21 protein-coding genes are annotated in these 18,068 nt (G+C 68.9%); 8 read left to right on the top strand and 13 right to left on the bottom strand.

Features of this window, described 5'->3' with window-relative positions; all coding sequences use genetic code 11:
• Window positions 1-373: 373 nt before the first annotated feature.
• Both H6G16_RS10065 and H6G16_RS10060 read right to left on the bottom strand, forming a co-directional pair.
• Window positions 374-1,087: a pirin-like bicupin family protein gene (locus H6G16_RS10065; protein ID WP_190390200.1), complete on the bottom strand. Its 714-nt coding sequence runs from the start codon at window positions 1,085-1,087 to the stop codon at window positions 374-376.
• Window positions 1,084-1,719 carry a DUF938 domain-containing protein gene (locus H6G16_RS10060; RefSeq protein ID WP_347238855.1) on the bottom strand — a complete coding sequence of 212 codons (636 nt, stop codon included), beginning with the start codon at window positions 1,717-1,719 and terminating at the stop codon, window positions 1,084-1,086. Before H6G16_RS10060 ends, H6G16_RS10065 begins: the two co-directional genes overlap by 4 nt.
• Before the next feature lie 143 nt (window positions 1,720-1,862).
• Here H6G16_RS10060 and H6G16_RS10055 point away from each other — a divergent pair, with 143 nt between their 5' ends.
• On the top strand, window positions 1,863-2,225 hold the full coding sequence (locus H6G16_RS10055; protein ID WP_190390198.1) for a hypothetical protein: 363 nt from the start codon (window positions 1,863-1,865) through the stop codon (window positions 2,223-2,225).
• A gap of 46 nt (window positions 2,226-2,271) precedes the next feature.
• Here H6G16_RS10055 and H6G16_RS10050 read toward each other — a convergent pair whose 3' ends face one another.
• From H6G16_RS10050 to H6G16_RS10035, 4 genes are all read right to left on the bottom strand, one after another.
• Window positions 2,272-2,616: a SemiSWEET transporter gene (locus H6G16_RS10050; protein WP_190390197.1), complete on the bottom strand. Its 345-nt coding sequence runs from the start codon at window positions 2,614-2,616 to the stop codon at window positions 2,272-2,274.
• Window positions 2,617-2,883: 267 nt separating this feature from the next.
• The gene (locus H6G16_RS10045; protein ID WP_190390196.1) at window positions 2,884-3,045 is read right to left on the bottom strand and encodes a hypothetical protein; all 162 of its coding nucleotides are present in this window, start codon (window positions 3,043-3,045) and stop codon (window positions 2,884-2,886) included.
• Between the two features lie 65 nt (window positions 3,046-3,110).
• Window positions 3,111-3,536: a hypothetical protein gene (locus tag H6G16_RS10040; RefSeq protein WP_190390195.1), complete on the bottom strand. Its 426-nt coding sequence runs from the start codon at window positions 3,534-3,536 to the stop codon at window positions 3,111-3,113.
• A gap of 78 nt (window positions 3,537-3,614) precedes the next feature.
• Window positions 3,615-4,079, bottom strand: a complete 465-nt coding sequence (locus H6G16_RS10035) for a hypothetical protein (protein WP_190390194.1) — start codon at window positions 4,077-4,079, stop codon at window positions 3,615-3,617.
• Window positions 4,080-4,242: 163 nt separating this feature from the next.
• Between H6G16_RS10035 and H6G16_RS10030 the strand changes: the two genes are divergently transcribed.
• From H6G16_RS10030 to H6G16_RS10015, 4 genes are read left to right on the top strand one after another with little or no spacing between them, the layout of a single operon-like run.
• Window positions 4,243-5,226 (top strand): J domain-containing protein, encoded by a 984-nt coding sequence (locus tag H6G16_RS10030; RefSeq protein ID WP_190390234.1) that lies wholly within the window; start codon window positions 4,243-4,245, stop codon window positions 5,224-5,226.
• Between the two features lie 25 nt (window positions 5,227-5,251).
• Window positions 5,252-6,253 (top strand): porphobilinogen synthase, encoded by a 1,002-nt coding sequence (gene hemB / locus H6G16_RS10025; RefSeq protein ID WP_190390193.1) that lies wholly within the window; start codon window positions 5,252-5,254, stop codon window positions 6,251-6,253.
• A 43-nt stretch (window positions 6,254-6,296) separates the two neighbouring features.
• Entirely contained in the window at window positions 6,297-6,692 is a 396-nt protein-coding gene (locus H6G16_RS10020; RefSeq protein WP_190390192.1) for a VOC family protein, read from the top strand.
• A complete protein-coding gene (locus tag H6G16_RS10015) occupies window positions 6,689-9,148 on the top strand; it encodes an endonuclease MutS2 (protein ID WP_190390191.1) in 2,460 nt (819 codons plus the stop codon). Before H6G16_RS10020 ends, H6G16_RS10015 begins: the two co-directional genes overlap by 4 nt.
• A 30-nt stretch (window positions 9,149-9,178) precedes the next feature.
• Here the strand turns inward: H6G16_RS10015 and H6G16_RS10010 are convergent, their stop codons facing one another.
• Window positions 9,179-10,402: an ATP-binding cassette domain-containing protein gene (locus H6G16_RS10010; RefSeq protein ID WP_190390190.1), complete on the bottom strand. Its 1,224-nt coding sequence runs from the start codon at window positions 10,400-10,402 to the stop codon at window positions 9,179-9,181.
• Between the two features lie 38 nt (window positions 10,403-10,440).
• On the opposite strand from H6G16_RS10010, the gene obgE reads away from it, so the two are divergent.
• A complete protein-coding gene (gene obgE, locus H6G16_RS10005) occupies window positions 10,441-11,445 on the top strand; it encodes a GTPase ObgE (protein WP_190390189.1) in 1,005 nt (334 codons plus the stop codon).
• Window positions 11,446-11,466: 21 nt separating this feature from the next.
• On the opposite strand, the gene H6G16_RS10000 is transcribed toward obgE, so the two are convergent.
• Window positions 11,467-11,685 (bottom strand): CP12 domain-containing protein, encoded by a 219-nt coding sequence (locus H6G16_RS10000; RefSeq protein WP_190390188.1) that lies wholly within the window; start codon window positions 11,683-11,685, stop codon window positions 11,467-11,469.
• A 141-nt stretch (window positions 11,686-11,826) separates the two neighbouring features.
• Here H6G16_RS10000 and H6G16_RS09995 point away from each other — a divergent pair, with 141 nt between their 5' ends.
• Window positions 11,827-12,327, top strand: a complete 501-nt coding sequence (locus H6G16_RS09995; protein WP_190390187.1) for a hypothetical protein — start codon at window positions 11,827-11,829, stop codon at window positions 12,325-12,327.
• Here H6G16_RS09995 and H6G16_RS09990 read toward each other — a convergent pair.
• From H6G16_RS09990 to H6G16_RS09980, 3 genes are read right to left on the bottom strand one after another with little or no spacing between them, the layout of a single operon-like run.
• Window positions 12,316-14,232, bottom strand: a complete 1,917-nt coding sequence (locus H6G16_RS09990) for an ABC-F family ATP-binding cassette domain-containing protein (RefSeq protein WP_190390186.1) — start codon at window positions 14,230-14,232, stop codon at window positions 12,316-12,318. The genes H6G16_RS09995 and H6G16_RS09990 overlap by 12 nt on opposite strands.
• Window positions 14,229-14,870 carry a DUF2301 domain-containing membrane protein gene (locus H6G16_RS09985; RefSeq protein ID WP_190390185.1) on the bottom strand — a complete coding sequence of 214 codons (642 nt, stop codon included), beginning with the start codon at window positions 14,868-14,870 and terminating at the stop codon, window positions 14,229-14,231. Before H6G16_RS09985 ends, H6G16_RS09990 begins: the two co-directional genes overlap by 4 nt.
• Window positions 14,863-15,867, bottom strand: a complete 1,005-nt coding sequence (locus H6G16_RS09980; RefSeq protein WP_190390184.1) for a glutathione S-transferase C-terminal domain-containing protein — start codon at window positions 15,865-15,867, stop codon at window positions 14,863-14,865. Before H6G16_RS09980 ends, H6G16_RS09985 begins: the two co-directional genes overlap by 8 nt.
• Window positions 15,868-15,945: 78 nt before the next feature.
• Between H6G16_RS09980 and H6G16_RS09975 the strand changes: the two genes are divergently transcribed.
• Window positions 15,946-16,911: an aspartoacylase gene (locus tag H6G16_RS09975; RefSeq protein ID WP_190390183.1), complete on the top strand. Its 966-nt coding sequence runs from the start codon at window positions 15,946-15,948 to the stop codon at window positions 16,909-16,911.
• On the opposite strand, the gene H6G16_RS09970 is transcribed toward H6G16_RS09975, so the two are convergent.
• Together H6G16_RS09970 and H6G16_RS09965 are read right to left on the bottom strand one after the other, a co-directional pair.
• A complete protein-coding gene (locus H6G16_RS09970) occupies window positions 16,890-17,294 on the bottom strand; it encodes a hypothetical protein (protein WP_242036353.1) in 405 nt (134 codons plus the stop codon). The genes H6G16_RS09975 and H6G16_RS09970 overlap by 22 nt on opposite strands.
• A gap of 61 nt (window positions 17,295-17,355) precedes the next feature.
• A complete protein-coding gene (locus tag H6G16_RS09965) occupies window positions 17,356-17,706 on the bottom strand; it encodes a hypothetical protein (RefSeq protein WP_190390181.1) in 351 nt (116 codons plus the stop codon).
• Window positions 17,707-18,068 lie beyond the last annotated feature (362 nt).

The following is an 18,068-nucleotide window of genomic DNA, read 5'->3' as shown; positions in this document are numbered from 1 at the left end:
CCCTGCGTCAGCCCGTGCCTGCTGCCACAATGAACCAGTCCGGTTTCGGCCGGACTAGGTGGCTCACACCGGTGCTTCGGACAGCGGTTCGATTCCGCTCAGCTCCATTCCCCCATCCCGGGGCTGCAATGGTTTCGACGGGGTATGAGGAGGGTGACTGAAGCCTGCTCGGTAAGAGCGAACCCGTAACAGCGAACAACATCGTTCGTTTCTCCCGTCAGACCGCCCCTGTGGCTGCCTGACCCTGTAAGGGAGATGGGGTGAGGTCAGCCTTATCACCCAAATGACCCATGGGCCCTGGAAGGGGCCTTTTTAGTAGGTGCCGTTCAGCCGGGTTTGCCCCTGCGGAACCACTGGGATCCCCCTCCGGCGTTCAGCCCAGTTCGAACAGCAGCAGGTCGGCGCCGCCGGAGCTGGCTGTGAAGTGGTCCAGGGCACCAGCTTCGAACCCGAGCCCATCGCCCTGTTGCAGGGTGCGGCCCGCCACCTGGCCGCCACCGCTGATCAGCTGGATCCAGCCCTGACTCCGAGCCGTGATTGCCAGGGGCAGGCTCTGGCCAGCCTCCGGTTGGGCCCGCCACAGCCGCACGGGGCGCTGGATTGCCAGGGCGCCCCCGCGCTGCTCGGGATCCAGGATCGACGTCCAGTTAGTCCCGATGCAGAAGGGTTTCTGGTCGTAGGCAGGGGCCAGGCCGGCCTGGCTGGGTTCAATCCAGATCTGCAGCAGCCGGCAGGCCTGCGCGCCCCCATTCACCTCGCTGTGCACCACCCCGGTGCCGGCGCTCATGCGCTGCACCTCACCGGCCCGCAGCAGCTCGGTGTGGCCCATGGAATCGCGGTGCTCGAGCTGGCCGTCCACCATCACCGTGATGATCTCCATGTCCCGGTGGGGATGCATGCCGAAGCCCCGGCCGGGGGCGATCGTGTCGTCGTTGATCACCCGCAGCGGCCCGAATCCCATCCAGGCGGGATCGTGATGGCCGGCAAAGGAAAAGGAATGCCAGCTGTCCAGCCAGTCGAGCTGGCTGTGGAAGCGCTCGGCGGCAGGGCGGAACACGGGAGCAGCGCCGGTGGTTGGGGCCGTCATGGCTGGAGTTGGCTGGCTTTCAGTGCCGCCTGCTGGAAGATCAGGGTGCGGTTGTTGGCGGGCATCGCCACATCGGCCAGCGGCTGGAGGCCCAGGGCGGCAGCCTGTTCCTGGAGTTCCAGCGCATCCCGCACCCCCATGGCCGGATCGAGGCTGCGGAGGTGCCCGTCGAAGGCGACGTTGCTGGCGGCGGTGTGGACGCCCCGATCGTGAAAGGGGCCGTAGAGCAGCAACAGCCCACCGGGCCGCAGCACCCGGGCGGCACCGGCCAGCAGGTGGGGCAGGGCCAGGGCCGGCATGATGTGGCAGGTGTTGGCCGTGAACACGGCGTCGAAGCGCTGGTGGGGCCACTGCCCAGCCTCGGTGACATCCAACGGGATCGGTCGGAGCAGCCGGGCACCGGATGCCAGGGGGATTGGGTGGAGGTTCGCCAGCTGGGCCTGGAGCATCGCCAGGACGCCCTCCCGTTCGCTGGGCTGCCAGACCAACCCCGGCACCTGCCCGCAGAAGAACGCGGCATGCTGGCCACTGCCTGAGCCGATCTCCAGCACCTGGGCGCCCTCAGGGAGCCAGTCCTGCAGCATCGCCAGGATCGGTCCCTTGTTGCGTTCGCAGGCGGGGGAGTGCAGCACCGTCTGCCCTGGCAAGGATCCATCCATTCTGGAAGCGGTGGGGCCCGGCAGGGGGCTTTGTTCGTGGTGGCGCAAGGGCTGGCCAGGGCTAGACCCCCCGTCTGGCGCGGCCTACGCTGAACCCCAAAAGCAAGGCAAGCTCGATGTCAAAATCTCAGCTGGAATTCACGCCTAAGCAAGATGTTGAGTTCCGGCAGTTTGTGGCCAAGCAGAGAATCGCTGCCATGGCCATTGCCGCGCTCGTTGTTTTTAAGGGGGTATCTAGCCTTCCGGCTCTGGCATCGCTGAATTGGCAGGAGGTTATGTTTGGAGTGGCCTCCTTCATCGCCGCTGGCTATTCCTGCTATGCCCTCTATCTGAGCAGCTCAAGGCTGTATAAGATCACGCAAACGAGTGGCCAGGACATTCACCATTTGTTTTCCGGGTTGCGCAGTCTGGAAAACTGCCTAGCGGCCCTGGCCCTTGCCATTCTTTTCAGTATCATTCCTGCCTACATCGCCGCTTAGTTGCCGGGTTCCGATAGGGGCTGGGGCCTCTGCTAAAGAGGCTTGCCTAGGTTCTTAGCTTGATTCTTTTCCGTTTGTGGCCAGTCCTGGGTGCGCTGATCTTGGAGCTGCGGGGATTGTCCAGCTGGTGATTCTCAAGCTTGCGTTGCAGGATTAGCCCGGAGAGCACAACGGTAATGGCATTGGCAATGATGAGAGGGCCATTGCCTGTGAGGGCTCCATAGATCAGCCACAGGGCAATCCCACTGGTAAATAAGGTGTACATGCTGAGCGAAATCCCTCGGGTATCGCTGCTGCTGAGCGTTCTCATCGCTTGGGGAATAAAGCTTGAGGTGGTGAGGGAAGCGGCCACGTAGCCCAGGATGTCAATGGCTGATGTTGGCTGGCTCATGGCAGGTTGTGGTGGGCGATCTTGGCGTTGAAGCTGAGCTTGCAGTTGATAATCCCTCAGAGGCCTTGCGTGGATATGTCGTGAGCACTTGATCTCGTCCAATGTCAGCGGATCTGGTGTGCCCCTCCTTGTGGATGGGGGCGACCAGGCTCGGCATCGGCTTCACCCCGTCAAACGTCTGCCCAAACGGGGCTGCCGCGCACGCCTTCAGCTGCTGTGGCCTTAACGGCGGCGGCGGCTGTAGATCGGCTTCTTGAATCGGTGGGCTCAGGCCGGGCTGGTGGTGGCCTGGCGCTGGATGGCGGCCCTCAGTTGGGGCAGCTTCGACTCCACCAGGTGGTACGAGGACACCAGGCAGCAGCAACGGATGCCGTCAGCCTCCAGACAGACCTGGATGCACTCGTTGCGCAGGGTGGTGATGTCGAGCACCGATCAACAGGGCAGGGGTCCAGACCCCTCTTAAGGCCACCTGGCGGGAGCCGCAAGCCCTCGCATCAAGGCTGTTGGCCCATAGCCCGCAACATTGCCCCCTGGCAGGGACCGCCGTGGGAGCAGAGGGGGATCCGCTGACCGTTCACGGAGGCGCCGCTCGGGGCGCCGCTGGCCAGGTTGGGCCCCGTGCGTGCAGGGCCAGCCCCACCCGTGGACGCCCCGGCGGCTGCGGCCGCACCGCCTCCGGCCTGGGCAGCGGTGGCCGTGCCCACCGTGGTGCGCGCCTTGTCGAGCACGCCCGTGTACGTCGGGGTCGACGCGCCCTGGAGGGTGCCCTGGATGGCGTTGGCCCCCACCATGGGGGCCAGTCCCTGGGCCTGGGCCCCATGGCTCAGGAGCGCCAGGGCGGCCACCAGGAGTGACGGGGCCAGGCCTGTACTGAGGCGTGCCGGCCGCAGGGGCGTCGTGATCGCGTGGGAGCGGGCCATGGGACAGGGGCGATGGGGTAAGAGGGGCGGCTCGGGTCAGCCCAGATCAGGGTTGCTTGCGGTCAGGGTTGCTTGCGGTCAGGGTTGCTTGCGGTCAGGGTTGCCTGGGGGCGCGGACGGGAAGCCACTCCAGATTTTGAGCTCTTCGATGGTCTGCACGCCTTCGCGGCGTTCCTTGCCCGCCAGGTCCCAGGTGGGAAAAGCCCGGATGTTGGCCGCGATGCAGCGGGCCCGGCCATCCTCGGACTTGTCGCACTCCACATAGGGCAGGGTGTTGCCCCCCTCCTTGCCGAACAGGTTTTTCTGTTGGAAGCAGGCCGGGCACCACCAGGCCCCATAAAAAATGGCGCCCTTCGCGCGTAGGTGGGCACTGAGGGCCTTCTGCTCGGGGGTGGAGGCCTGCATGGCTTCGCCCAGGCTGGGGGTGGTGGAGCTGCCCAGGCCCTGGACGCCGCTCCCCGCGCTGGCGGTGGCCGTGAAGCCCAGCAGCACCGTGCTCAGGCCGATCAGCAGGCTGGAACGCAGGGAACCGAGGGCGGCCATCCGGAGATGCAGGGGGATCCTGAGGCTAGGTCTGCCGAGTGGTGGGGACCCTGGTCTGTGGGCAAATCCTGAGGCGGCGGCGTTCGGCCTTCCGCCCTTTCGGGCGTCGGCAGAGGGCGCCAGAGGCTGAGACACTGGGAGGCCGGCGGTGGACACGAAGTCGATGGGCGCGAATGGCTACCGCGACTACTTCAATGTGCTGGGCGTGGAGCGGGGCGCCGACGCCGACACGATCAAGCGGGCGTTCCGGAAGTTGGCGCGCCAGTACCACCCCGATGTGAATCCCGGGGATGCGGGGGCTGAGGCCAAGTTCAAGGAGGTCAGTGAGGCCTATGAGGTGCTGTCCGATCCCGAAAAGCGCCGGCGCTACGAGCAATTCGGCCAGTACTGGAGTCAGGCGGGGGGCGCCCCCGGGGCGTCAGGCGTCGATGTCGACTTCGGTCGCTACGGCAACTTCGACGACTTCATCAATGACCTGCTCGGCCGTTTTGGCGGGCCGACGAGCGGGGGGGCACCGGGAGGCTTTGGGTTTGGCGCCGGCTTCCCCGGGGGCTTTGGCGGCCCCGGCTTTGGCGGTGGCGTACCGGGTGGGGCCCGGAGCAGCCCGGTCAATCTCGATGCCGAGGTGAGCATCAGCCTGTCCTTTGCCGATGCCTTCCGCGGTGCGGAGCGCACCCTGGCCGTCAATGAGGAGCGGGTGCAGGTGCGGATCCCCCCCGGCGTCAAGCACGGCAGCCGCCTGCGCCTCAAGGGCAAGGGCAACCTGCAGCCCGGCACGGGACGCCGCGGCGATCTATACCTCAACCTCCAGATGCAGGACCATCCGGTGTGGAAGCTGGACGGCGACCAGCTGCGGGCCGAGCTGCCCCTCAGCCTCGATGAGCTGGCCCTCGGCGGCGAGGTGCGGGTGGCCACCCCCGATGGCGAGGCCTCCGTGCAGGTGCCGCCGGGCATGACCCTGGGCCGCAGTCTGCGGCTCAAGGGCAAGGGCTGGCCCCTCAAGGAGGGCCGTGGCGATCTGCTGCTCACGCCCGTGCTCAAACTGCCCGAGCCCCTCAGTGCCGAGGAGCGGCGGCTGCTGGAGCAACTGCGGGCGGCCCGCAGTGCCGATCCCCGTTCGGGCTGGATCCAGGCGGCCCGTCTCTAGGATCCGCCCCAGCCAGATCGCCGCCATGGAGCTCACCTACCGTCCCCGTCGTCTGCGCCGCACCCCGGCCCTGCGGGCGATGGTGCGGGAGCATCACCTCAGCGCGGCCGACTTCATCTACCCCCTCTTTGTGCATGAGGGGGCCACCAATGAGCCGATCGGGGCGATGCCCGGAGCCATTCGCTGGAGCCTGGAAGGACTCGTGCAGGAGGTGGGACGGGCCTGGGATCTGGGCATCCGCTGTGTGGTGCTGTTCCCCAAGGTGGCCGATGGCCTCAAAACCGAAGATGGCGCCGAGTGCTTCAACGAGGGCGGCCTGATCCCCCGGGCGATCCGCCGGCTCAAGGAGGTGCACCCGGGCATGGCGATCATGACCGATGTGGCCCTCGATCCCTACTCCTGCGACGGCCACGACGGCATCGTCAGCAGCGAGGGGGTGGTGCTCAATGACGAAACCGTGGCGATCCTCTGCCGCCAGGCCGTGGCCCAGGCCCGCGCTGGCGCCGATCTGATTGGGCCCAGCGACATGATGGACGGCCGCGTCGGCGCCATCCGCGAAGCCCTCGACGAGGAGGGGTTCGAGCATGTGGGGATCATCAGCTACACCGCCAAGTACGCCTCTGCCTATTACGGCCCCTTCCGCGAAGCCCTCGATTCAGCCCCCCGCGCGGCCGCCGGCAAGCCGATCCCCGGCGACAAGAGCACCTACCAGATGGATCCGGCCAACGGCCGCGAAGCCCTCACCGAAGCCCTGCTCGATGAGCAGGAGGGGGCCGACATCCTGATGGTGAAGCCCGGTCTGGCCTACCTCGACATCATTCATCGTCTGCGCGGTGAAACCGAGTTGCCGATTGCGGCCTACAACGTCAGCGGCGAATACGCCATGGTGAAGGCCGCCGCTGAAAAGGGCTGGATCGACGAGCGGGCCGTGGTGCTGGAAACCCTGCTCTGCTTCAAGCGAGCGGGGGCCGATCTGATCCTCACTTACCACGCCTGTGATGCGGCCGCCTGGCTGCGCCAGGCTTGATCGGTTGACAGGGCTGAGAATGGCCATCCCCCCGCCGCCGCCCATGTCCCCTTCTGAAGGCCCAAGCCACACCCTGGGGCATGTGGCCGTGCGGGTGCAGGACATGGAGCGGGCCAAGGCCTTTTACCTGGGCCTGGGCCTGCGGCTCACGTGGGATGCCCCCGACTGGGCCTATGTGCAGTGGCCCCATACGGGCGCCGGTATTGCCCTGCTCAGCCCTGATTACAAGGCTGCTGGCCCCCACTTTGCCCTGCATTTTCAGAGCCGGGCTGAGGTGGAGACCCTGCGCACCAACCTGGTGGAGGCGGGCCATGCCTGTGGTCCGGTGCACGACCACCGCGATGGCACCGCCAGCTTTTACCTGCAGGATCCGGAAGGCAACTGGCTGGAGATGCTCTACGAGCCCGCCGAAGGCATCCCGACCAACGTGACCGGGTGACCACGCCGTCCACCGCCTCGCCCGCGATCCAACAGGAGGCCCTGGAGCTGCTGGAGTGGCCCCGGCTGGCGGAGCAGCTGGCCAGCTTTGCCAGCACCGCCGCGGGGCGTCGCGCCTGCCAGGCCCTGCCCCTGCCAGACACCGTCGCGGCCAGCCAGGCCCTGTTGGCCGAAACCACCGAGCTGCTGGGCCTCGATGGCCTGCTGGAGGGGGGGCTGAGTTTTCAGGGGGTGGCCGACATCGCCGCCTTGGTGGGCCACTGCGCCAAGGGCGGTACCGCCGCTGGTGAAGACCTGCTGGCCCTGGCCGGCACCCTGGCAGCGGCCCGCCGGCTGCGGCGCCAGATCGAGGATGCCGAGCTGCGGCCGGTGTGCTCGGTCCTGGTGGCCGACCTGCGCACCCTGCCGGAGCTGGAGCAGCGTCTGCACTTCTGCCTCGAGGAGGGTGGCCGGGTGGCCGATCGGGCCAGCCCGCCCCTGGAGGGGCTGCGGCGCCAGTTGCTCGGTGTGCGCGCCGATCGGCGCGAGCGGCTGCAGGAGCTGCTGCGTCGCTGTGGGGCGATGCTGCAGGACACGGTGATTTCCGAGCGCAATGGCCGGCCCGTGCTGGCGGTGAAGGCCGGCGCCGCCGCCCAGCTGCCCGGGCTGGTGCATGACAGCTCGGCATCCGGGCAAACGGTGTTCATCGAACCCCAGGCGGTGATTGCCCTGGGCAACCGCATCCGCGAGTTGGAGGGGCGGGAGCGGGATCTGGAGCTGGAGGTGCTGACGGCTCTCAGTGGCCAGGTGGGGGAGGAGGCGGAAGCCCTCGAGGGGCTCCAACAGGTGTTGCGGCGTCTCGATGCCGGCCTGGCCCGGGCCCGCTATGGCGCCTGGCTGGGGGCGGTGCGCCCCGAGCTGGTGGCGGGGCCCGAGGCTCCCTTCGAGCTGCGCGATCTGCGCCATCCGCTGCTGGTTTGGCAGCACAAGCGGGAGGCCGGCCATGGGGTGGTGCCCGTGAGCCTGATGGTGGCGCCCGAGCTGCGGGTGGTGGCGATCACCGGCCCCAACACCGGCGGCAAGACCGTCACCCTCAAAAGTGTTGGCCTGGCGGCCCTGATGGCCCGGGCCGGCCTGTTCCTGCCCTGCAGTGGCACGCCACGGCTGCCCTGGTGCGCCCAGGTGCTCGCCGACATTGGCGATGAGCAATCCCTGCAGCAGAACCTCTCCACCTTCAGCGGCCACATCCGCCGCATCGCCCGCATCCTCGAGGCCCTGCCGGATCCCGGGGGGGCCGCGTCCGATGGGGCCCCAGGGCCTGGCGCCGCGCTGGTGTTGCTTGATGAGGTGGGGGCCGGCACCGATCCCCTCGAGGGTTCAGCCCTGGCCACGGCCCTGCTCAAGCACCTGGCCGATCGGGCCCGCCTCACCATCGCCACCACCCACTTCGGTGAGCTCAAGGCCCTCAAGTACAGCGATCCCCGCTTCGAGAACGCCTCGGTGGCCTTCGACGTCGACACCCTCTCCCCCACCTATCGCCTCCAGTGGGGCATCCCCGGCCGCAGCAATGCCCTCGCCATCGCCCGCCGTTTGGGGTTGGGGGAGCCGGTGCTGGAGCTCGCCGCCTCCCAGCTGGAGCCCCTGGGCGAAGGGGAGGTGAACCAGGTGATTGCCGGCCTGGAAGACCAGCGCCAGCGCCAGCAGGAGGCCGCGGAGGAGGCCGCCGCCCTGCTGGCCCGCACCGAGCTGCTGCACGAGGAGTTGCTGCTGCGCTGGCAGCAGCAGACCCAGCAGAGCGCCGAGCTGCAGGAGCAGCGGCGCCAGCAGTTGGAGCGCTCGATCCGCCAGGGGCAGAACGAGGTCAAGCGGATCATCCGCCGGCTGCGCCAGGGCCAGGATGGGGGTCGCGCCAGCAGCTCTGCCCTGGGGGAAACCGCCCGTCAGGCCGGCCAGCGCCTCAAGAGCCTGGAGCAGCAGCATCGCCCCACCCCGGAGCGGCGCGAGCACCGCGGGTGGATGCCCGCCGTGGGCGATCGGGTGCGGGTGCTGTCCCTGGGCAAGGCCGGGGAGGTGCTGGCCCTGGCCGATGACGGCCGCGAACTCACCGTCCGCTGCGGCGTCCTGCGGCTCACCCTGGAGTTGGCCGGCATCGAGGGGCTGCACGGGGAGAAGCCGACGCCGCCGGAGGTGCAGGTGCAGGTGAAGGGCCAGCGGGGCCTGGGGGGGCGCGGTCCCGATGTGCGCACCGAGCGCAACACGGTGGATGTGCGGGGCCTGCGGGTGCATGAGGCTGAGGCGGCGGTGGAGGAGCGGCTGCGCGCCGCCAATGGCCCCGTCTGGGTGATCCACGGCATCGGCACCGGCAAGCTCAAGCGGGGCCTGCGCCAGTGGCTCACCACCGTTCCCTACGTGGAGCGGGTGCGCGACGCCGAGCAGGGCGACGGCGGACCTGGCTGCAGCGTGATTTACCTGAAGTAGGCCAGCCGAGCCCACTCCCTGCCCACGCCATCAGAGCCGAGGCAGCAGGGGGCCCTGGCCAGCGGTGGCGGGGGGCAGGGGCAGGGCCTCGCCGGCCCCGTCAAACAGGCGCCAGCCGCGGGGATCGACATCCAGGTGCACCGTGGATCCGGGCGGCAGGGCCTCTTCCGGGCCGACGCGCACCTGCACCAGGTGACCGCCCTCCTCCAGCCGGCAGGTGAGCAGCTGTTCGTTGCCCAGGGCCTCGCTGTGGCTCACCTCGGCCTGCAGGTTGCGGTTGGTGGCTGGGGCCAGGCGGAAGTGCTCGGCCCGCAGGCCTCCGGTGAGGTCCTGTCCCGTGCGCGCGGCCAGCCCCTCGGCCAGGGCACCCTCCACCGTGAGCCGGCGGCTGCCCAGTTGCAGTTGGCCGGCTCCGAGCACCTGCACCGGCAGCAGGTTCATGGGCGGGCTGCCGATGAACTGGGCCACGAACAGGTTGGCGGGCCACTGGTAGAGCTCCATCGGCGTGCCCAGCTGCTGCAGCCGGCCGGCGTTGAGCACGGCGATGCGGTGCCCCATGGTCATCGCCTCCACCTGGTCGTGGGTGACGTAGAGGGTGGTGGTGCCCAACCGCCGCTGCAACTCCACGATCTGGGTGCGGGTGCCGGTGCGCAGCTTGGCGTCGAGGTTGCTGAGGGGTTCATCCATCAGGAACACCGCCGGTGCCCGGGCGATGGCCCGGCCCAGAGCCACCCGCTGCTTCTGGCCGCCGGAGAGCTCCTTTGGCAGCCGGTCCAGCAGGTGATCGAGTTCCAGGGTTTCGGCCACCTCGGCAATCCGGGTGGCGATGCGCTCCTCCCGCGGCGAGCGCACCTGCAGGGGCCTGGGCAGCCGCCGGCTGGCCAGGTGGAGGCTGTCCTGCAGCTGCTGCAGGGCCGAGCGGTTGCGGCTGCGGCGCAGGCCGAACCCGATGTTGCCCGCCACCGTGAGGTGGGGGTAGAGCGCGTAGCTCTGGAACACCATGGCCACATCCCGCTGGGCCGGGCGCAGCTGGCTCACGGGCCGGTTGCCGACGTAGATCTCCCCCCCGCTGGGCTGTTCCAGGCCCGCCAGCAGCCGCAGCAGGGTGCTCTTGCCGCAGCCCGATGGTCCCACCAGCACCAGGAATTCTCCGTCCTGGATCTGCAGATCCAGCTGCTGCAGCACCTCCACCGGATCGCTACCCCTGCGGGGTGGGTAGGTCTTGCTGACCTGCTGGAAGCGAACCTCTGCCAAGACGGGCCTTCAGACGGCGCGATCCTAGGTTTGTCCCAATGCAATTCATTGATCAGGCCCGCATCGCCGTCAAGGCCGGCCGTGGCGGTGACGGGATCGTGGCTTTCCGCCGCGAGAAATATGTGCCGGCTGGGGGGCCTTCCGGCGGCGATGGCGGCCGCGGCGGCGACGTGCTGCTGGTGGCGGATGCCAACCTTCAGACCCTGCTGGACTTCAAATACAAGCGCCTGTTTGCGGCGGTGGAGGGCCGGCGGGGCGGTCCCAACCGCTGCACCGGCGCCAGCGGCGATCACCTGGTGATCAAGGTGCCCTGCGGCACGGAGGTCCGGGACGCCCGCACCACGATCCTGCTGGGCGACCTCACGGCCCCTGGGGATGAGCTCCTGGTGGCCCTTGGTGGCCGCGGCGGCCTCGGCAACGCCCACTACCTCAGCAACCGCAACCGGGCGCCGGAGAAGTGCACCGAGGGCAAGGAGGGTGAGGAGTGGCTGCTGCAGCTCGAGCTCAAACTGCTGGCCGAGGTGGGCATCATCGGCCTGCCCAACGCTGGCAAGAGCACGTTGATTTCGGTGCTCTCAGCCGCCCGGCCCAAGATCGCCGATTACCCCTTCACCACCCTGGTGCCCAACCTCGGCGTGGTGCGCCGGCCCAGTGGCGATGGCACCGTGTTTGCCGACATTCCCGGTTTGATTGCCGGGGCGGCCCAGGGGGCTGGACTCGGCCACGATTTCCTGCGCCACATCGAGCGCACCCGCCTGTTGATCCACCTGATTGATGCCAGCGCCGAGGACGTGCTGGCCGATCTTGAGGTGGTGCAGCGGGAGCTCACGGCCTACGGTCATGGCCTCGATCAGCGGCCGCGGCTGGTGGTGCTCAACAAGATCGAACTGCTCGACCCCGCAGCCCTGGAGACCGCGCTGGAGATGGTGCGCCAACAGGTGAAGTCCCAGGGGGAACAGCCCGTTCTGGCGATTTCCGCGGCCGCTTCAAAGAATTTGCCGGAGCTGCTGGCCGCGGTGTGGCAGCAGCTCGGCATTGCCTAAAGGCCCAGGTCCCCGGGAATTTCAGTCGTCGTAGACGCGGCACTCGGGAGCCGAGGGGTTCAGGTCGCAGAACACCTCGAGGGGGGTGGGGTCGTGGCTGTCCTCAGGATGGTGTTCCTTGAACTCCTGGAGCCCCTGCAGCTCCTCTTCCAGGTGGCGAACCTTGGCGAGATCGCCGGCGGCCCGGGCGGCCTCGATCTCGCTCTGGTCCTTCTGGATGTGCTCGTCGATGCTTTTCATTTCGGATACCGGCTGGCTAGAGCCGGAGTTCACCGCGCCCCACCTTACGGGTGCCGGCTGACCTTTCGCCTTTCTGTGGCCTGCTGCCGATCGGCGCTGCCGTGGCTAACAGCAGGACAAGCGCATTGCAGGGGCACCTCCATGGCACGCATCAAGCAGCGGCGGGGCCGCCACTTCATGGACGAGAACGGCCGCCTGTTCTGGATCAACGGTCCGGAGGAGCACTGCTATCTGTCGGAGCAGCGCCAGTGGCGCCGCGATCTGAACTTCGACGATGTGTTGGATTGGAAACAATGCGCGCCCAGTGGTTTGGTCAGCCAGCGGTTCCCGTCCCTCCAGGCCGCCTGCGAGGCCTATGAGCATTGCCAGATCACCTGGTGCCAAGACCTCTACCTGCGCCGCATGGGCGACCAGATGGCGGCCCATCGGGCGGCGGATGACTACAAGCCCACCGCGATGAAGGAGGCGGAGGCCCAGGGGGCCAGGGTGCGGCAGCAGCCCTGGTTGCTGCCAGAACCGGCGGGTCCGGTGTGTGGACTGCCGCCCCGGCAGGGTGCGACGGCTGGAGCCCCCCTGGAGATGGCCCACCCCCACCGCCGCCGCCGCTCGGCCGCGGGGATCGCCGCACCCTCAACCCGCTAGTTCGCTCAGGGCCAGCCACCGTTCCTCGCCGGCGTGGATCTGCTCGCTCAACTCCGCCAGCTGCTGGGTGAGGGCTTCTAAAGCGGCGTAGTCGCTGCCGCCTGCACCGAGGGCCAGCTCCAGCTGGCGGCGCTGCTCCTCCCACAGCGGCAGCTGGGTTTCGAGATCGGCCAGTTCGCGGTTCTCCTTGAAACTGCGTCGCCGCAATGCCGGACGTTCGCCGCGGCTGGGGGCTCGGGCCGCTTGGGCAGGTTGGGCGGGTTGGGCCGCACTGCAGGCCAGCCGGGCGGCCTCCAGGCGGGCGGCGCTGGTCTCCAGGTAGGCGCTGTAGTTGCCCTCAAAGCGCTGCAGCTCGCCGTTCTCGAAGCAGAACAGCCGATCCACGGTGCGGTCGAGGAAGTAGCGGTCGTGGGAGACCACCACCACGCAGCCGCGGAAGTCTTCCAGGAAGTCTTCGAGCACGCTCAGGGTCTGGACGTCCAGGTCGTTGGTGGGCTCATCGAGCAGCAGCACATTCGGCGCCTCGATCAGCAGCCGGCAGAGGTGCAGCCGCCGCCGCTCACCGCCAGAGAGCTTGGCCACTGGCTGGTGCTGTTGGGCGGGGGGGAAGAGGAAGCGCTCCAGCAGCTGGGAAGCGCTCAGCTCCTCGCCATCCACCGACACCCGACTGGCGGCGGCCTGCACCACCTCCAGCACCTTCTGGTCGGGCTTGAGCAGCACGTCGCTGTGCTGGTCGAAGTAGGCCAGCTTGACGGTGGCCCCCAACTCCAGGCTGCCGCTGCTGGGCTGGCGCCGCCCTGCGATCACCTCCAGCAGGCTCGACTTGCCCACACCGTTGGGCCCGATGATGCCGATCCGGTCTTCCGGGCTGAAGTCGTAGCTGAATTGGCGCAGCAGGGGCCGCGCTTCGGGGCCTTCGCCCGCATTCACCCCCAGCGCTTCGGCCGTGATGGCCCGTTTGCCCAGCCGCCGGCTGCTGGTGGCCAGGCTCACCTGGCCGCGGCTCTGGCGCTGGGGGGCTTCCCGCATCGCCTCGATCCGCTGGATGCGGGCTTTCTGTTTGGTGCTGCGCGCCTTGGGGCCCTGCCGCAGCCAGGCCAGTTCCCGCCGCAGGGTGCCCTTGAACTTGGCGGCCGAGGCGGCTTCCGAGGCCTCCTCCTCGGCCTTATGGGTGAGGTAGGTGGCGTAGTTGCCGGCGTAGCTGCGGGCCAGGCCCCGATCCACCTCCACAATCCGCCGGGTCACCCGATCCAGCACGTAGCGGTCGTGGGTCACCAGCACTAGGGCACCCGGGAAGCGGTCGAGATAGCTCTGCAGCCACTCCACCCCATTGGCATCGAGGTGGTTGGTGGGCTCATCCAGCAACAGCACATCCGGCTCGGCCACCAGCGCTGCGGCAAGGGCCACCCGTTTGCGGTATCCGCCCGAGAGGTCGCCCACCTTGCGGTCGGTTTCGGCGATGCCGAGCCGTTCGAGCACCTCGCGGCACTGCTGTTCGAGCCCCCAGGCGTTGAGCTGGTCCATGCGCCCGTGCAGGTCGCTGAGCCGGGCCAGGGTGGTGGCGTTGTCGGGTGCATCCGCCACCGCCTGGCTCAGGGCCGTGTGCTGGCGCAGCAGCGCCATCTTTTCCCCGCTGCCGGCGAAGACCTGCTCCAGTACCGTGTGGTCGGGGTCGAGTTCGGGCTCCTGCTCCACCAGCACCACCCGGGTGCGGGGGGCGCAGCGCCGCTGGCCGCTGCCCAGGGGCTCGTGCCCGGCCAGCACCTTCAGCAGGGTGCTCTTGCCCGCTCCGTTGGGGCCGATCAGCCCCAGCCGCTCCCCCTCGCCCACGTGCAGGGTGAGGCCCTCAAACAGGGTGCGGATGCCGAAGTCCTTGCCGCCTTCCACCAGGCTGATCAGGCTCAAGGCGCGGCTCCCGAGCTGCTGGCTGCCTGGGCCTTGAGGTAGGCGAAGACGCTTTTGTCTCCCACATCGGCGGCGGCGGGCATGGGGAACTTGCGCAGGCACAGCACCAGCAGCAGGGCGCTCTCGAGGGCCAGCAAGGTGGCGGTGGCCGAGCCGCCCAGCAGGCCACCCAGGTGGCCGAGCAGGGCGATCGGCAGCAGCAGCGTCACCCCGATCGCTTCGGGACGGCGAAAGCAGAAGAACTCCTTGAAGCCCACCCCCGCCAGGGCGGCGAAGAAGGGGCCGATGGCCAGGATCCAGAGGGGCTGGTTGGTGAGGGCCGCCACCATGCCCCCAGGGCCGCTGCGGGCCGCCAGCACCAGGGCGCCGGCGCAGCCCAGCAGCCAGAAGAGCTGCAGGGCCCGGTGCAGGGGCACGAGGTAGATGTGAATCCAGCGCAGGGCCAGGCCCAGACCCACCGCCATCACCACCATCCAGGGCCAGAGCTGGCCTGGGCCGAACTGGCGCCATTGCAGCAGCAGGCCCGCCTGCCCCGCGGCCACGGCGGTGAGGGCCAGGCGGTAGCCGAGCACCTCGCGCCGGTCGGTGGCATCAATCGTGAAGGGCCCGTAGACCCCTTCAAACACGGGATCAGCCATGGTCGTTTCCCGGATCACGCATCGGTTGGGTCTCCCCGGGCCCTCCCAGAGCGGGTGGACCTTCCACCAGTGTGGCGAGGGGCGGTCCCGCTGGAACGATTCCCGAGGGATGGAGGGGGAAGAGGGCGCCGAAGTAGTCCCGGCGCCAGGCCTCCGGCCAGCAGGTGGCCGCCACCCCCGGCAGGGCGTGGAAGCGGCGTCGCCAGTGCCACAGGGCCGGCAGTTGCCACAGGGGCAGGCGGCTGCAGCCGAACAGGGGGGCGTACACCAGCTCCAGCCGGATCAGGGTGGGGAACAGCACCACGTCCGCCAGGCTCAGCCGGGGGCCGCTCAGCCAGGGCGCGTCCGCCAGGGCCTGGTTGGCGTCCCCCAGCGCCGCAAACAGCGCGGCTTCGGCCCGGTCGTAGGCCGCCTGGGTGCGGGCAAAGCCGCAGCGGTAAACCCCATCGTTGACGCTGCCCTGCAGCCGGTCTCGCCAGTGGTCGGTGGCCGCCTGCTGGGGGGCCGGTTCCAGATTGGGGGCGTCGGGGCAGGGCCAGCGGTTGAGCAGTTCGATCAGGCGGGCGCTCTCGCCTACCAGGATGCGCCGTTCGCGGCGGGAATAGAGGGCCGGCACCGTGGCCCGCTGCCCCGCATCGGCACCCGAGCGCCGGTAGAGCTCGATCAAGGTGTGGCAGCCGTCGAAGGCCTCGGCAAAGCGCCAGCGCCCCTCGGCCGGGTCCGGGTCCACCACCACCAGGGTGATGCTGGCCCCCAGGCCCCGCAGGCTCCACACCAGCCAGGCCCGATGGGCCCAGGGGCAGCTGCGCCCCACGATCAGCACGTGGCCATCGGCTGCGGTGGCATCACTGGGCAGGGGGGGCAGGGCGGTGAAGGCCCCCGCGGGCCGGCGGTAGTTGCCGTCGGCATCGGCCGGCCCCAGACCCCCCATCAGTTGCTGCCATTGCCAGTGCCACAGGGAGCGGGCGGTGCGCACCAGCGGAGCGGGTGGGGCCATGGATGGGGAGGCGGCAAGGGTCTGAATCTGCGTCAGGCTGGGCTTGAAATCCAGCGCCTGCCGGCGACCTTCCCGCTGATGCGTTCGAATCCTGCGCCAGCCAGGGTGCTCGTGGTGGCTGGGACCCACGGCAACGAGCGCAATGCCCCCTGGCTGCTGGACCACTGGTGTCGCCATCCAGGGGCCCTGGCCAGCTGCGGCCTGGATCTGGAGCTGGTGGTGGGCAACCCGGCCGCCCACGCCCAGAACCGCCGTTACCTCGAGCGGGATCTCAACCGCTGTTTTGACCCCGCCCTCCTGGCCGACCCCTCCTTGGCGGGGCCGGATCTGCAGCGCGCCCGGGAGCTGGTGGCCCGCCATGGCCCCGAGGCCGATGTCCCGTGCCTGGTGGCGCTGGATCTGCACAGCACCACCAGCGCCATGGGCAATTCCCTGGTGATCTACGGCCGGCGGCCGACCGATCTGGCCCTGGCGGCAGGCCTGCAGGCGCGGCTGGGCCTGCCCATCTATCTGCACGAGGCCGACACCGCCCAGACCGGATTTTTGGTGGAGCGCTGGCCCTGCGGACTGGTGATTGAGGTGGGGCCCGTTCCCCAGGGGGTGATCACGGCCCAGATCTGCCGCCAGACCCAGCTGGCGGTGGAGGCCGCGCTCGAGGTGCTGGCCGCCGCCCAGGCCCGAGACCTGCGCCTGCCCCCCCAGCTGCTGGTGCACCGCCATCTCTGCAGCCTCGACCTGCCCCGTCGCCCCGATGGAACCCCGGCGGCCTGTCTGCACCCGGCGCTGCAGCATCGGGACTGGTGGCCGCTGCAGCCCGGTGATCCCGTGTTCACCGGGCCTGGGGGGGAACCCATCGGCTTCGTTCCACCGCCGGGGCTGGAGGATCAGCCGGTCTGGCCCGTGTTTGTCAACGAAGCCGCCTATGGGGAGAAGGGCATTGCCCTGAGCCTCACCCGGCGGGAAAGCTGGCCGGTGTCTCCCGGGTGGCTCCAGGCCCTCACCGAGCTGGCCTCCCAGTTGGCTCAGCGGGGCGCGCCGTTGTAGTCGACGCCCAGCACGGTGCGCCCATCGCTGGAAATGCGGATCTCGGTCTCCACCGTGGGGGCCAGGTTGAGTTGCTGCCAACCCGGTGCCCCACCGAGGAAGCGGAACTCATAGCCGTCACTGGTGGAACTGATCAGGCACTGGTTCCCCGCGTTGGCGGTTTCGTACATGCACTGGGCTGGGCGGTAGACCGCCAGGCCGCCGTTGGTTTGGATGGCGGTGTTGCGCGCCAGGTTGAGGGCCCGAACGGCGCTGAAGGGCACCGGAGCCTCCTGGGCCAGGCCTGCCTGGGGCGCCAGCAGGGTGATGCCACCGGTCGCCGTTCCGGCCAGCAGCCCCGAGCAAAGGGCAGCCGCAGCTGCAGAAGCCAAACGGCTGGGCATGGGTCGCAAAGGCAAAGCGTTCAACCAGCTCAACCCTGGCCCATGGCCCTGTCAAGGGGCCTCAACCACACACCAGGGTGGACTGCTCCTTGGTGCAGGGCAGGTCGGTTTTGCTGCCGTCGGCCCAGTAGATGCGTAGCCGATCGTCCTCGGTGCCGCTGCGGTAGGTGAGCGACTTGATCGCTCCGGCCGGAGGCTTGCCGGCGGGGTCAGCCCCATTGCCTGGGCTCACCGCGTTGAGCTTTTGCTCCAGCTGCTGGATCTTCAGCTCCAGCTGCTCCTGGCGCTGTTGCAGGCGCTGGACCTCCGCGGACGGTTGCCGTTGGCAGCCGCTGATCAGGAGAGCGGTGCCGGCCAAGGCCGCCAGGGCGCCACGGACGGGCAGGGCGTGAAGCGGGGAAGGCAGTGCCATGCCGGGAGGAGGCCTGTGCTGGGCAACTCCTAGCAGTGGCAGCAGGCCCTGGCTACGGATTGCCGCCCCCGCGGCACACATCAGCAGGGCTTATTGGAGTCATCAGCAGCGCTGGGGCGCCCAGGTGGCGGCCTTCTCACCAGTGCCGCAATCTTCCGTTACAGTTGCGTGTGACGGGATTCCGTCCGGCGGTTTTCGCCCTGGCGGTTTACCGCCCTCCATACCCGTTCCTCTGGAACACCCTTCTCTCGTTCTCATGACAACCACTATTCAGCAGCGCCAAGGCGCTTCTGCGTGGAACCAGTTCTGCGAGTGGGTCACCTCCACCAACAACCGCCTGTACGTGGGCTGGTTCGGTGTGC

The sequence above is a fragment of the Cyanobium sp. FACHB-13342 genome (assembly GCF_014697415.1).
Lineage (GTDB): Bacteria > Cyanobacteriota > Cyanobacteriia > PCC-6307 > Cyanobiaceae > Cyanobium_A.
This window is presented reverse-complemented; position numbering and strand designations above follow the sequence as displayed.

Excerpts from the sequence above, each read along its gene's own strand:
- H6G16_RS10040 (WP_190390195.1), bottom strand. The coding sequence starts at position 3,536 with ATGGCCCGCTCCCACGCGATCACGACGCCCCTGCGGCCGGCACGCCTC.
- H6G16_RS10000 (WP_190390188.1), bottom strand. The coding sequence starts at position 11,685 with ATGAAAAGCATCGACGAGCACATCCAGAAGGACCAGAGCGAGATCGAG.
- H6G16_RS09980 (WP_190390184.1), bottom strand. The coding sequence starts at position 15,867 with ATGGCCCCACCCGCTCCGCTGGTGCGCACCGCCCGCTCCCTGTGGCAC.
- H6G16_RS09965 (WP_190390181.1), bottom strand. The coding sequence starts at position 17,706 with ATGGCACTGCCTTCCCCGCTTCACGCCCTGCCCGTCCGTGGCGCCCTG.
- H6G16_RS10055 (WP_190390198.1), top strand. The coding sequence starts at position 1,863 with ATGTCAAAATCTCAGCTGGAATTCACGCCTAAGCAAGATGTTGAGTTC.
- H6G16_RS10020 (WP_190390192.1), top strand. The coding sequence starts at position 6,297 with ATGTCCCCTTCTGAAGGCCCAAGCCACACCCTGGGGCATGTGGCCGTG.
- hemB (WP_190390193.1), top strand. The coding sequence starts at position 5,252 with ATGGAGCTCACCTACCGTCCCCGTCGTCTGCGCCGCACCCCGGCCCTG.
- H6G16_RS09970 (WP_242036353.1), bottom strand. The coding sequence starts at position 17,294 with ATGCCCAGCCGTTTGGCTTCTGCAGCTGCGGCTGCCCTTTGCTCGGGG.
- H6G16_RS10065 (WP_190390200.1), bottom strand. The coding sequence starts at position 1,087 with ATGACGGCCCCAACCACCGGCGCTGCTCCCGTGTTCCGCCCTGCCGCC.
- H6G16_RS10030 (WP_190390234.1), top strand. The coding sequence starts at position 4,243 with ATGGGCGCGAATGGCTACCGCGACTACTTCAATGTGCTGGGCGTGGAG.
- H6G16_RS09995 (WP_190390187.1), top strand. The coding sequence starts at position 11,827 with ATGGCACGCATCAAGCAGCGGCGGGGCCGCCACTTCATGGACGAGAAC.
- H6G16_RS10035 (WP_190390194.1), bottom strand. The coding sequence starts at position 4,079 with ATGGCCGCCCTCGGTTCCCTGCGTTCCAGCCTGCTGATCGGCCTGAGC.
- H6G16_RS09985 (WP_190390185.1), bottom strand. The coding sequence starts at position 14,870 with ATGGCTGATCCCGTGTTTGAAGGGGTCTACGGGCCCTTCACGATTGAT.
- H6G16_RS10050 (WP_190390197.1), bottom strand. The coding sequence starts at position 2,616 with ATGAGCCAGCCAACATCAGCCATTGACATCCTGGGCTACGTGGCCGCT.
- obgE (WP_190390189.1), top strand. The coding sequence starts at position 10,441 with ATGCAATTCATTGATCAGGCCCGCATCGCCGTCAAGGCCGGCCGTGGC.
- H6G16_RS09975 (WP_190390183.1), top strand. The coding sequence starts at position 15,946 with ATGCGTTCGAATCCTGCGCCAGCCAGGGTGCTCGTGGTGGCTGGGACC.